We start from the raw sequence: 11,916 nt of genomic DNA, 5'->3' as shown, positions 1-11,916 counted from the left end.
TTATAGTGATTGAAAATAATACAGTAGGGGCATATTGCATACGCCCTATTTAATTTTACAAACGTTATTTCACAGGCGTTGCAGGGATAAATTGTTCGCCATTGGTGTCTGTGCCACGTTTTTGGTGTTCTTCTTTTAACGATTTTGCGACTTCAGGTGGCATATAGTTTTCATCGTGTTTTGCCAATACTTCGCTTGCGATAAATGTTTTGCCTTTTAACTCGCCTGTTGCCACAATGCCAGAGCCTTCGGCAAACAAGTCGGGCAACGGGCCTTCGTATTCTACAGGGACGATGGCTTTGTAGTCGGTGATTTCAAATTTTTTGACAACATCGCCTTTTTGTACGCTACCACGCACCACCATGCCACCTGCACGGATACGTTTTTCTTGGGGGGCTTTGCCTTCGCTGATGGCGGTTGGGTCATAGTAATAGTCAGTTTGTTGTCGCACGGCATACAGCACCAAAGCGACCGCAATTATCGCACCGACAAGGGTTGCGATGACCCACATTAATTTTTTTTGACGAACTGCATTCATTGCCATAAGAGTACCCTTTGTATCGCTAAAATGTTTGGCTAGGTTTGACCGAGCTTTTTAGTTTTTAAAATGTTAGAACCTGTATTCATAACGTTTTTGCAATGAAAAATGAGATAAATTGCCAGCTTTTCAAGGAAAAAACGCAGTTTGATAGTTATTCTATCAAACAAGTTTTTGACGAAAAAAAGCAAGATTTAGCCATTTTTCATGAAAAAGCAAATAAATGTTTGTTAAAAACTTGTAAAATTTTACTGCGTAATGTTGTGAATGCAGGTTCTTATTATTTTTGGCGTTGGCGTTGTGTTTGTCGGGCTTGTTGGGTGTTGATTTGTTTTAACAAACTGCCACGTTGCCCACGACTGTACAAAATTAGACCAATAATCACGACCAAGGTAATGCCATAGCTTGCCCAAACATAGCTACCATGACCGTTCATATTTATCAATTCTGCAAAACTGTTAAACTGAAAATTCATATTAATTTACCCCTTTTTTGCCAACCGTTTACATTCATCAATCACCCATTGTTTATTGCTTTCACGCTTTAAAATCAAGGTATTGGTACGATAAATCGCCAAACTTGCCACCAAAAAATAAAACCCAATCATGGTAATCAACAGCGGAATCCACATCTCTGCGGGCATTTTTGGGCGTTCGGTAACGGTAAAAGTCGCCCCTTGGTGGAGCGTATTCCACCAGTTTACCGAATATTTGATAATCGGCAAATTCACCGCCCCAACGATGGACAAAATCGCCGCCGCCTTGCCACGGCTTGCCGTATGCTCAAAGGCAGCAAACAACGCCATCACGCCTGCGTACAAAAACGCCAAAATCAGCATACTGGTCAAACGTGCGTCCCACACCCAGTACGTTCCCCATGTAGGTCTTGCCCAGATTGAGCCTGTAACAAGGCTTAGTACACACAGCAAAAACCCAATCGGTGCGATGGCTTGGGCAACCAGATTGGCAGTTTTGACTTTCCAAACCAAAAAAATCACCCCCAAAATCGCCAAGCCCAAATAAATAGACATGGCAAGCCCTGCGGTCGGCACATGGATAAAAATAATACGATAGCTGTCTTTTTGTAAATAATCGGCAGGAGCAAAACCCAAGCCCCACACCACGCCCACGCCCATCAACAACAAGGCAATCGTGGACAAATATTTGACCCAAGGCGAAAAAATACGATAAAACTCTTTTGTGCCAACGGTTTTTAAAAAACCTTGCCAAAGCCTAGAAAAAAAGCCAGCTGATGATACCGTATTATCCAGTTGATTGTTTGCCATTGCGTGTTGCCTGTTGGGGTAAATGTGTCAATGTAATGTCTTGTGATATTGCTAAAATTATTTTGATAAAAAATATCTACAAAATACTTATTCTACTTGATTTTTTGTATTTTTTCACCAAAAAAATAATATCCGCTTGCGTTTTTACGTTACAATACATCAATATCAAAAATGAAAATCAGGAAAACCCATGTACCCAACTTTACCACAAACCTTGCATTATCAACTAGATTTTAGCCGTTATCACGAACATATTGCCGAAGTGAGTTTAACTTTTACCGCTCACACAGACAATCCGACCGTTTGGCTACCGACTTGGATTGCAGGCAGTTATTTAATTCGAGAATTTGCCCGCAATATTACCGTTTTAACGGCAAATATTGGTGATAAAACCGATGAAAAAGGTGATAACCGTGTGGAACGTTGCCAAAAAATTGACAAAAACCATTGGCAAATCACCGCCCAAACAGGCGAAAAAATCACCTTACATTACGAAGTGTATGCTTATGATTTGTCGGTGCGAACCGCTTATTTTGACCAAACTCGTTTGTACGGTAACTTTACGTCCCTTGCTGTTGCGGTCGCAGGGCTTGAGAGCTGTCCGATTTTAGTGGAGCTGATTTGCCCCAATGCGTTTTTTGACAACGCCTATCATGATGGCAACGAAGTGAGCCTAACCACCGCTTTGCCCGAAAAAATGCACCAACAACGAGAACAGACCATTTATCAGTTGCGAGCGGATAATTATGAGCATTTGACCGATTCTCCGTTTGAAATTGCGGTGCAAGACAGCTTTGATCTTGATGTGATTGTCAAAAAAAATAACGAAGAAACCAGCATTCCCCACCGTTTTTTTGTGTCAGGTCAGCACCACAGTTATTTAGAACGACTACATAATGACTTAAGCAAAATTTGCCAAACTTATGTGAATTGGCTTGGCGATACGCCTTTTGCCGATTATACTTTTATGACTTTGGCGACTGGGTCGGAGTATGGCGGTTTAGAACATTTGTCTAGTACTAGCTTGGTAACGCCCCGTGATGATTTGCCAACTTTTGCCGAACAAAAAGAACCCAGCGAAGCCTATCAAACTTTTTTGGGACTGTGCAGTCATGAATATTTTCATGCGTGGTGGGTAAAAACCGTGCGTCCTGATGTTATGCTAAATGCTGATTTAAATCAACTATTTAGCCATGAAGCCCCAAGCCCATTGTTGTGGGTATTTGAAGGTTTTACCAGTTATATTGATGATTTTATGCTTCAAAAAAGTGGCGTGATTTCACAAGACAGTTATTTAAAATTATTAAACACACAAATTAATCGTTATTATCAAACTCAAGGACGAGCATTGCAAACTGTTGCCGAATCTAGCTATGACGCATGGCTAAAACTGTATCGCAACGATGAAAATACCGCCAACGCAGGCATTAGTTATTATAATAAAGGGGCGTTGGTCGCTTTGTGTTTGGATTTGACGTTAAAACAATTTGGCAAACGTTTATTTGATATTGTAAAAATCTTTTATCAAATGGCAAAAAATCAGCCCAATCAACGCTTTGGTATGAACAATGAAAACCTTGATAGCGTGATAAAAACGCTCATGCCTGCCGATGTTTGGCAAGATTTTCGTGCCAATTATATTGACGGCACGACCGAGTTGCCCTTGTTTGAGCTGTTAAACCGTGAAGGTGTCCATGTCAAACGACAGTCTGACCTTGTGATTTGGGGGATAAAAACCGTCAATGACCCAATGGGCTTAAAAATTCAGCGAGTGATTCGTAACAGTCAAGCCAGCCACGCAGGGCTGTCGGCTCATGATGTGATTGTGGCGATGAATGGTATCAAGGCAAGCGAAAAACAGCTAAAACATCTGCAAAAATTACAAACTATCACAGGCGAGCCGATTGTGTGTCATGTGTTTAGACGTGATGAATTGCTTGTGCTTACCGTTAATCCAAGCGATAAAAGTCAATTTGTACAGCCAGAAAATTGGCATTTATCCGCCCAAAAATCGTTGGAATTTTTGCATTTTTAATCAATAAACAAGTTGATTTTTTGGCAAATTTCACATAGAATATTGGCTCATTTTTTACATATTATTTTAACCAGTTCTGTGTTGGCTTTAATCGGTTGGGTTGTTAGGTGATTTTACGATTTTTGATAAACTTTTGTTTAAAAAATCAAACCATCATGCTAACCATACTAACCGCAGACCATACGGCAGAACGCAGATATAGAGAGCTTCACCATGCGTGCAGATATCCACCCAGAATACAACGAAGTATTGTTCCATGACACCAACGCTGACGTGTACTTTTTGACACGTTCAACCATCAAAACCAAACACACTCGTGAATACGAAGGCAAAGAATACCCATACGTCGCCCTTGACGTATCAAGTGCTTCTCACCCATTTTACACAGGTGAACAACGTAAAGCACAAAACGAAGGTCGTGTTGCGACATTCAACAAACGTTTTGGTGCATTTGCAAGCCGTGGCAAAAAATAATCATTTATCTTTTTGCAAAAAACCCTTTAAATCATTTGGTTTAAAGGGTTTTTTTATGGTTTTGGGGTTTTGGAATTTGGTAAAAGGTGATTTGATGATGTTTTAAAAATTTTTGGTAGTGTCCTGTCCCCTATCCTATTTTTGCATTTTTTTGGTTGTTTTTTTGGGTTTGGCTTTTTGTTTTCCCTGTTGGATTTTTGCCAATAGGTTTTCGGCACTGTTTTCGCCTGTGATTAGGTCGGTGTTTTGTTGTCGCCAGTTGGCGGTGAGTTTTCCTGTAAAGGCTTGGTATAGGATTGATTGGGTTAGGTTGTTTGCTCGTTGTAGGGCGTTGGTTATTTGGGTTTCTATGTTGTCGGCATAGGCGAAAAGCTGTTCCACTCGTTTTACAATTTCGGTTTGTTCTTGGATTGTTGGGACTTTTAAAGTTAAATTTTTAATTGATGTTTGATTAATCGTGTTTTGCCCTGCACTGGTAGATAAACTATTTTTTAAATAATTTCTACCATCACCAAAATTAGCAATATAAATTAAGAATTTAGGCAAAATTTGATTTATATCTAATTGAAATCTAATAAAATGGTCGCAATACGCTTCAATTTTTTCGCTTTGATTGTAAAAAATAAATTTTCCTGCCAAATCAGTGCTACCATTAACACGAATTACCAAAATATCATTTTGATGAAGTTGATACTGTTCAATTTCTTTTTCCGTTAAAATAATCTCCCTTTCATTGCCGTATATGCGTTCAGCGTCTTTAAAATCAGCCAATCTTAAAACCGTTACGTTTTTACCCGTTTCGCCTTTTCTTTTGGCAATTCCATTACCCGATTTTACAATAATTTTTTCCAACTTAATTGGCTCTATTTTATCAATTTCACTTTCAATTCCAGTCAATTTCCCACTCACGGCATTTGCCAAAACCGACTGACGGAATTTTTTTAAAATTGGTAAAATGGCGTTTAAACGGTTTTTAATTTCTTCCACCTGTGCCAAATGATTGTCTAAAAGCTCGGCAATTTTTTCTTGTTCGGCTTTTGGAGTTAAGGTTAAATCATAATTTTTTAAATTAACCTAAATTCGACATAAGAAAAAACTAAAAAAAAGAAGCCCAATATGTTAAAGTAAATTCACCACAAACAACCCTAACAAGGACTTCTTACATGGACAACCTCGAAGCACTATACTGCCACATAGACGACTATTGCAAAACATACACAAACGAACAACAGAAGAAAATGCTAACCCAAAAGAGCAAAAGCAGTAAAAAAACACGAAACAAACCATGCCGTATTAGTTTATCAGAAATCATCACCATATTGGTAGTATTTCACCAAATAAAATACAGAGAATTTAAAGCCTTCTACTACAACTACCTCACCCAATGGCTAAAACCTGCCTTTCCAAACCTACCAAGCTACACAAGAATGGTAGAACTCATGGAAAAAGCAATAGTTCCCATGTGTGACTACCTACAATCTCTCATGCAAAACAACTGCACAGGCATAAACTACATTGACTCAACCAGTTTAGCCGTATGTGATAATCACCGTATCAACCGCAACAAAGTATTTGCAGAAACAGCACAGCGAGGTAAAAGCAGTATGGGGTGGTTTTTTGGCTTTAAACTACACGTCATTATCAATGATAAAGGTGAATTGGTCAATCTAACCGTAACCAAAGGCAATGTTGATGATAGGCAACCTGTGAAAAGACTTTGTGAATCTCATGTTTTTGGTAAACTCTTTGCTGATAAAGGTTATATTGATAAATCATTGACAGATTGGCTTGATGAGCATTTAGATATTGAGTTAATCACGAATGTTAAAAAGAATATGAAATCTAAAGATATTTCATGGTTAAATAGACGATTGCTTAAACGCCGTTTTTTGATTGAAACTGTGTTTGATGAGTTAAAGAATATGTGTCAAATTGAGCATTCAAGGCATCGTAGTTATGTTGGGTTTATGAGTAATTTGTTGGCAGGGTTGATTGCTTATTGTCATCAAACAAAGAAGCCTACATTAAAAAATGTCCTGTTGGGGTATTCTTTATTGTAGGTTTCTTATTTGTTTATATTTTTTCAATAAGTTAAATGATTTTTGATATCGAATTGAGGTTAGTTATGTTGGGTTTATGAGTAATTTGTTGGCAGGGTTGATTGCTTATTGTCATCAAACAAAGAAGCCTACATTAAAAAATGTTCTGTTGGGGCATTCTTTATTGTAGGTTTCTTATTTGTTTATATTTTTTCAATAAGTTAAATGATTTTTTATATCGAATTGAGGTTAAATTAGAAGCTGTAATTTGCGGTTGTGCTGAACCTGTAATTACACTTTTAAATCCCTTAAATGAGAAAAAATAATACCAATATTTTAAATTTAAAAACCTCTGCACACGACAAAAAAACAAAAAAGTCTGATAAAACAATGGCATAATAGTAATTTTTCCGACGAATTAAAACCATGCCAAACCTTATCAGACTAAAAAGAATTTTATCGCAAAACCTAACAATACACAAGGCAAAAATCAACTGCTTAAGTCTAATGATAATAGCCATCATTACCGCCCAAAGCAGTAACCTAAAAAAGATAGCCAGACACTTTACCAACAGCACAACAAATGACAGCAACTACCGAAGAATACAACGCTTTTTCGCCCAAACACCCCTAAATGAACACCAAATAGCACGCCTTATCTTTCAACTATTTGGACTAAACAAAGTCACACTCACCATTGACCGTACCAACTGGAAATGGGGAAAAAGCAACATCAACATCTTCATGTTAGCTGTTGTACACAAAGGCATTGCCATACCCTTATACTGGACAATGCTAGACAAACAAGGCAACTCAAAAACACTAGAGAGAACACAACTCATTGAAAAATTCATTCACACCTTTGGTAAAGATAAAATACAAAAAGTATTAGCCGATAGAGAATTTGTGGGTTCTGCATGGTTTGACTGGCTAACAAAACAAAATATTAAATTTGCCATACGCATTAAAAAAGACAGTAAAGTGACCAATACACAAGGACAAAGCGTACAAATTAAAACACTATTTCATAATTTAAACCAGCAAGATACTTATCACCATGCTAGAACACTCTTTGTTGATAAGTGTCCTGTCAAGGTATCGGCAAAGCTTGATAGTGATAATGATTATGTGATTGTGGCTACCAATGATTTTGATGATATTGACCCTATGGCAACTTATGCGATGCGTTGGCAGATTGAAACGCTGTTTTCTTGTTTAAAGGGGCGTGGTTTTAATCTTGAGGATACGCATTTGACTAAACAAGACAGAGTGAGTAAATTGGTTGCGGTAAATGCGTTAGCCTTTTGTTGGGCTTATTTGACTGGCTTGGCGGTCATTGATGATAAGCCTAGTCATTATAAACGTTGCCTTAAGTCTAATGGTCGTCCTCAGTCAAGTGTTTTTGCTTTGGGGTTAGATTTTCTGATTGATGGATTTAGATGGTTTATTATGTGTGGTGATTTTGCTTTTTTTAATAGGTTGGTTGATTTTCTCAGTTTTAAAAGAAAATCAACTTTGTTTTAGTAGTTTCTGTCGTGTGCAGAGAAAATTTTTAAAAACTTAAATTTTAACACTCGTCATCAAAGGTCGCACCGCACAAGGTGTAACTTGATTGGCAATCTCTTCAAAATTTGGCTTGTCAATCAAACCACCAAAATACAAAAACGCCAACTGCACCAAATCCACACCACTATGCACCGTATAGCCGATACCGCCAGATGGACGGCTGTTAATCTCCAGCACATGATGTCGTCCGCTGTCGTCCGCCTTGGTCTGCACGCTCACGATACCATCACAGCCAAAAGTCGCAATCAACGGCACAACCACCGCCATCTCGTCCGCCTCACAGCCCAGATACTGCACACTGCCCTCTTTGTAACGAGTAACCGCCCCCATCACTTCGCCACGTTCGCACACCACATCAATGGAATATTCTCGCCCAGACAAATACGGCATTAGTAGCATGGGAATGGGCTTTTCATGCACCATTTGGCTGTTTTGATAGGCATTGACAAATTGTTCGGTCGCGATTTTTTTGTTATCAGTCAAATACAAATGCTCAAAACTGTCCACATCTTCTAATTTCCAAAAGCCTTGAGCAAAAATACCTGACACAGGTTTGACACAAAGCCGTTCGCCTTGATGTTGATTTAACAAAACAAGCAATTCATCAGTATTGTTAAACTGCCACGCGGTCGCCACAGGGATATTGTGCTGTTGGCAATGTTGGGTAAAGGCAAATTTGTCATCAATCTTTTTTAACATCTCAAGGCTACTCGCCCCTGTCAAAAGGCGAATACCGTACTCCGACAGGCTCTCTCGGTGGGGTTCATAGTCGGCACAGTTTCGCCCTGTCAAAAGCACCTTGGCATGATGGGCTTTGGCGTGTTGTATCACAAATTCACAGCGTTCATCGGCATAGTCTTTGGGTTTTAAATCGGCATAAAATGGCTCTTGATAAGCGATATCAGCACAGCTTAAAATCTCTGGGCGAGCATGGCGGTGCGATGCGATGATTTGGATATCGTGGTGGGGTTTTAATTGTTGTAAGGATAACAACATATCTCGTTGGCTAGATTGCCCTTCGGCAAGATAAAAAGTGGTCGGCATGGCGTTCTCAAATTTTTGACAAAATTCTTAATATAAATGCTTATTATAACAAAATTTGTTGAACAATTTGCTGGTTATATTTTTTATAAAATGGCTGTTTTTTGTTGGCTAAAGTGCTACAATGGTCTCATGGAATTCCAATTTTAATTATGTTTTACCCTTAAGTTTTATCTCAAAAACCCTTTAACATAAGGAATTTAACCATGAGCAAGACCATGAAAGCCATGACCTATTACGGTGCAAACGACATTCGTTTTGAAGACCGTCCTATCCCCACCATTCTTGCTCCAACCGATGCCATTATTCGCATGACCAAAACCACCATTTGTGGGACGGATTTGGGCATTTGGAAAGGCAAAAATCCTGAAATTGAAGCTACCGCTCGTGAAAAAACAGGCGAATGGACAGGGCGTATCTTGGGGCATGAAGGCATTGGCATTGTAGAAGAAGTCGGCTCTGCGGTGAAAAATTTTAAAAAAGGCGATAAAGTCATCGTATCGTGCGTGAGCCGTTGCGGTTCGTGCGAAAATTGCCAAAAACAACTGTACGCCCATTGCCGTCAAGGCGGTGGCTGGATTATGGGTTATATGATTGACGGCACGCAAGCCGAATATGTGCGTACGCCATTTGCCGATAACTCATTGTATTTATTACCAGAAACCTTAAATACCGACACGGCGGTGTTTTTATCGGACGCTTTGCCAACAGGGCATGAAATTAGCGTGCAATATGGTAATGTGAAACCAGGGGACGATATTGCCATTGTCGGTGCAGGACCTGTGGGCATGGGCTGTTTATTGACCGCTCAATTTTATTCGCCATCAACCATCATCGTGGTGGATATGGACGACAACCGCCTTGAAATGGCAAAAGAAATGGGGGCAACGCACACGGTCAATCCGTCAAAAGAAGATGCGGTGGCTCGGATTTTGGAAATTACGGGCGGTCGTGGCGTGGATTGTGCGATGGAGGCGGTGGGCGTGCCTGCAACGTGGGATATTTGTCAGCATTCGGTGAAAGAAGGCGGACACGTTGCCAATGTGGGCGTACACGGTCAGCCAGTGAGTTTTGCTTTAGAAAAATTGTGGATTAAAAACTTGACCATCACCACAGGCTTGGTGAATGCCAATACCACAGGAATGCTGTTAAAATCGTGTGAATGTAGTAAATTGCCGATGAATAAATTAGCGACCCATCATTTTAAATTTAGCGAAATTGAACAAGCCTACGATGTATTTAAACACGCATCAGAGACCAAAGCGATGAAAGTGATTATTGAATATTAATTAAGTATTTTTAAACCTGCTTGACATTTTTGTGAAACAGGTTTTTTATCGTCAATTATTTTGCCAAAACCGCTTGTAATGCCGTGTTAAAACGATTGACCGTACCGTCCACATCACTCAATTTGTCAAGACCGAACAGGACTAAACGAAACGTTTTAAACCCCAACCGCTAAGCCTATTGTTGTTTGTAAAAACTTAGTTTTAGCAGTTGGTGTAACGTCAGTATTAGCTTGAGTGTCGGCATTACCAGATTTGTTGCCGAAAGCTCCCATTGTTGCTGATATTGACATTGCTATTTGCCCCATTGGTGACCAACAAACGATACAGTTTTTGCCCTGCACGTCCGTCCGCAGTTAAGCCTTGCGAGCGTTGAAAATCTTGAATCGCACGGCGAGTATTATCACCAATCATACCGTCCACCGCACCGATGTTGTAGCCACGATTGATTAAAGCTTGCTGAATTTCACGAGCTTCACGGCGACTAATTCCTGCATCATCGGTTGGCCAAGGCGTTGCAAAACCGACATTTGTCGTGCGATTTTGGCGAATCATTTCTGATAAATGGGCGATTGCCAACGCATAACTTTCTGATGCGTTATAACTGTAAAAAGTGTCAAAATTTTTGCCGACCAAAAATGCAGGGACGTTTGTGCCTGCAGGTAATAGCAAACCTGCACTGCTTAGCGTGTTTGGCAATGGCTGACCGTTGGCAAGCGTAATGCCTTGATTTCGCCAATGGCTGATAGGTTGTTTGTTTTTGCGATTGCTTTCACCCCAAAAACCTGACGGCAATTTGACTTCATAGCCCCACGGCTCGCCACTGCGATAGCCTGATTTTACCAAAAAGTTCGCCGTTGATGCCAACGCATCGGCTTCGTTATTCACCAAATCTTTACGCCCATCACCATCAAAATCCACCGCCAAACGCAAAAACGTACTCGGCATAAATTGCGTCTGTCCGAACGCCCCAGCCCATGAACCTGTCATATCTTGCGGACGAATGTCGCCATTTTGCACGATTTTTAACGCACTGGCATATTCACCACGAAAATACGACTGACGGCGGTCAAAACACGACAAAGTCGCCAATGATTGAAACAAGTCTTTTTTGCCAAGTTGTTTGCCAAAATTGGACTCAACGCCCCACACGCCAAGCACGTCTTCGGCACGCACGCCATAACGCTGCTCAATGCGGTTTAACGTTGATTGTAAACGATTTTTTGCCGAAATACCGTCTTGCACACGCTCTTCATCAACCAAGCCTGCCATATAATCCCAAATTTCTTTTTGAAATTCTGGCTGATAATTGAGCGATACGATAACGCTTGGGTCTGGCTCGCTTGGGCGGTAGTTTTCAAATGTTGATGCCGATACGCCTTTGAATGTGCTAGAGTTTTTTAAGCCATTTAAGCATTGTTGAAATTGGGTGTTGCTAAGATTTGGTGGGTCTTGTGGGGCGGAATGGGCAGTTGTCGCAAGTCCTGCTAGGCTTAAAACAGCCAATGAAATCGTTGACAAACGCATAAAAATACCTTTTATGTTGTTAAAAATATGTAGAGTATAAAATTTTTGCCAAAATAAAAAGTGTATTTTGGTAACTATCAAAAACTTTGATTGAGTTTTTTGCAAGTGTTAAATTGTTTTTGTAA

11 protein-coding genes are annotated in these 11,916 nt (G+C 39.9%); 5 read left to right on the top strand and 6 right to left on the bottom strand.

Annotated features, from left to right (window positions below; genetic code table 11):
- Positions 1 to 64: 64 nt before the first annotated feature.
- The 3 genes from ccmE to ACGTJS_RS05530 form a co-directional block, all read right to left on the bottom strand.
- Positions 65 to 538: a cytochrome c maturation protein CcmE gene (ccmE, locus tag ACGTJS_RS05540; RefSeq protein WP_315042916.1), complete on the bottom strand. Its 474-nt coding sequence runs from the start codon at positions 536 to 538 to the stop codon at positions 65 to 67.
- A gap of 280 nt (positions 539 to 818) precedes the next feature.
- A complete protein-coding gene (ccmD, locus tag ACGTJS_RS05535) occupies positions 819 to 1,013 on the bottom strand; it encodes a heme exporter protein CcmD (RefSeq protein WP_410473069.1) in 195 nt (64 codons plus the stop codon).
- A gap of 6 nt (positions 1,014 to 1,019) precedes the next feature.
- Positions 1,020 to 1,823 (bottom strand): heme ABC transporter permease, encoded by an 804-nt coding sequence (locus ACGTJS_RS05530; protein WP_410473068.1) that lies wholly within the window; start codon positions 1,821 to 1,823, stop codon positions 1,020 to 1,022.
- A gap of 190 nt (positions 1,824 to 2,013) precedes the next feature.
- On the opposite strand from ACGTJS_RS05530, the gene ACGTJS_RS05525 reads away from it, so the two are divergent.
- Together ACGTJS_RS05525 and ACGTJS_RS05520 are read left to right on the top strand one after the other, a co-directional pair.
- The gene (locus tag ACGTJS_RS05525) at positions 2,014 to 3,858 is read left to right on the top strand and encodes a M61 family metallopeptidase (protein WP_410473067.1); all 1,845 of its coding nucleotides are present in this window, start codon (positions 2,014 to 2,016) and stop codon (positions 3,856 to 3,858) included.
- A gap of 213 nt (positions 3,859 to 4,071) precedes the next feature.
- Positions 4,072 to 4,332 (top strand): type B 50S ribosomal protein L31, encoded by a 261-nt coding sequence (locus ACGTJS_RS05520; RefSeq protein ID WP_315042901.1) that lies wholly within the window; start codon positions 4,072 to 4,074, stop codon positions 4,330 to 4,332.
- A 135-nt stretch (positions 4,333 to 4,467) separates the two neighbouring features.
- Here the strand turns inward: ACGTJS_RS05520 and ACGTJS_RS05515 are convergent, their stop codons facing one another.
- A complete protein-coding gene (locus tag ACGTJS_RS05515; protein WP_410473232.1) occupies positions 4,468 to 5,319 on the bottom strand; it encodes a restriction endonuclease subunit S in 852 nt (283 codons plus the stop codon).
- Between the two features lie 176 nt (positions 5,320 to 5,495).
- Here ACGTJS_RS05515 and ACGTJS_RS05510 point away from each other — a divergent pair, with 176 nt between their 5' ends.
- Both ACGTJS_RS05510 and ACGTJS_RS05505 read left to right on the top strand, forming a co-directional pair.
- The gene (locus ACGTJS_RS05510) at positions 5,496 to 6,392 is read left to right on the top strand and encodes an IS982 family transposase (RefSeq protein ID WP_410471537.1); all 897 of its coding nucleotides are present in this window, start codon (positions 5,496 to 5,498) and stop codon (positions 6,390 to 6,392) included.
- Between the two features lie 405 nt (positions 6,393 to 6,797).
- A complete protein-coding gene (locus ACGTJS_RS05505) occupies positions 6,798 to 7,895 on the top strand; it encodes an IS4 family transposase (RefSeq protein ID WP_410472852.1) in 1,098 nt (365 codons plus the stop codon).
- A 36-nt stretch (positions 7,896 to 7,931) separates the two neighbouring features.
- Here ACGTJS_RS05505 and ACGTJS_RS05500 read toward each other — a convergent pair whose 3' ends face one another.
- Complete coding sequence (locus ACGTJS_RS05500) at positions 7,932 to 8,981, bottom strand: ATP-grasp domain-containing protein (protein WP_410473066.1); 1,050 nt, start codon at positions 8,979 to 8,981, stop codon at positions 7,932 to 7,934.
- A gap of 203 nt (positions 8,982 to 9,184) precedes the next feature.
- On the opposite strand from ACGTJS_RS05500, the gene ACGTJS_RS05495 reads away from it, so the two are divergent.
- Positions 9,185 to 10,267 (top strand): zinc-dependent alcohol dehydrogenase family protein, encoded by a 1,083-nt coding sequence (locus tag ACGTJS_RS05495; RefSeq protein ID WP_410473065.1) that lies wholly within the window; start codon positions 9,185 to 9,187, stop codon positions 10,265 to 10,267.
- Between the two features lie 243 nt (positions 10,268 to 10,510).
- Here the strand turns inward: ACGTJS_RS05495 and ACGTJS_RS05490 are convergent, their stop codons facing one another.
- Positions 10,511 to 11,791, bottom strand: a complete 1,281-nt coding sequence (locus ACGTJS_RS05490) for a lytic murein transglycosylase (protein ID WP_410473064.1) — start codon at positions 11,789 to 11,791, stop codon at positions 10,511 to 10,513.
- Positions 11,792 to 11,916 lie beyond the last annotated feature (125 nt).

The sequence above is a fragment of the Faucicola mancuniensis genome (genome assembly GCF_046523945.1).
Taxonomy (GTDB): Bacteria; Pseudomonadota; Gammaproteobacteria; order Pseudomonadales; family Moraxellaceae; genus Faucicola; species Faucicola mancuniensis.
The sequence above is the reverse complement of the archived record's forward strand: the minus strand, read 5'-3'. Positions and strand labels throughout refer to the sequence as shown.